Here is a 272-nt window from a genome sequence, read left to right as displayed (position 1 = left end):
GCAATAGTGTAGAATTTTAAATATTTTCTTCCTTCAAAAGTAAAAGCATATTACTAACCACCATTAACATGGATAGAAAAGTGGTACAATTCTATAGCTTTCAACTTTCATTTTATGCATAAAACTAATTTGTCACTTTACATAAAGCTACTTATTACTGTCGCTCTGCATTTACATAGAAAAATGTTATCAAAGCTCCATTTTTCCACAAAATAGTGACGACTTCAATATATCACTATACATGTATGTGAATGCCAATGAAAATACTATGA

The organism is Lysinibacillus sp. UBA6686, assembly GCF_002455205.1.
Taxonomy (GTDB): domain Bacteria; phylum Bacillota; class Bacilli; order Bacillales_A; family Planococcaceae; genus Lysinibacillus; species Lysinibacillus pakistanensis.
The sequence above is the reverse complement of the archived record's forward strand: the minus strand, read 5'-3'. Positions refer to the sequence as shown.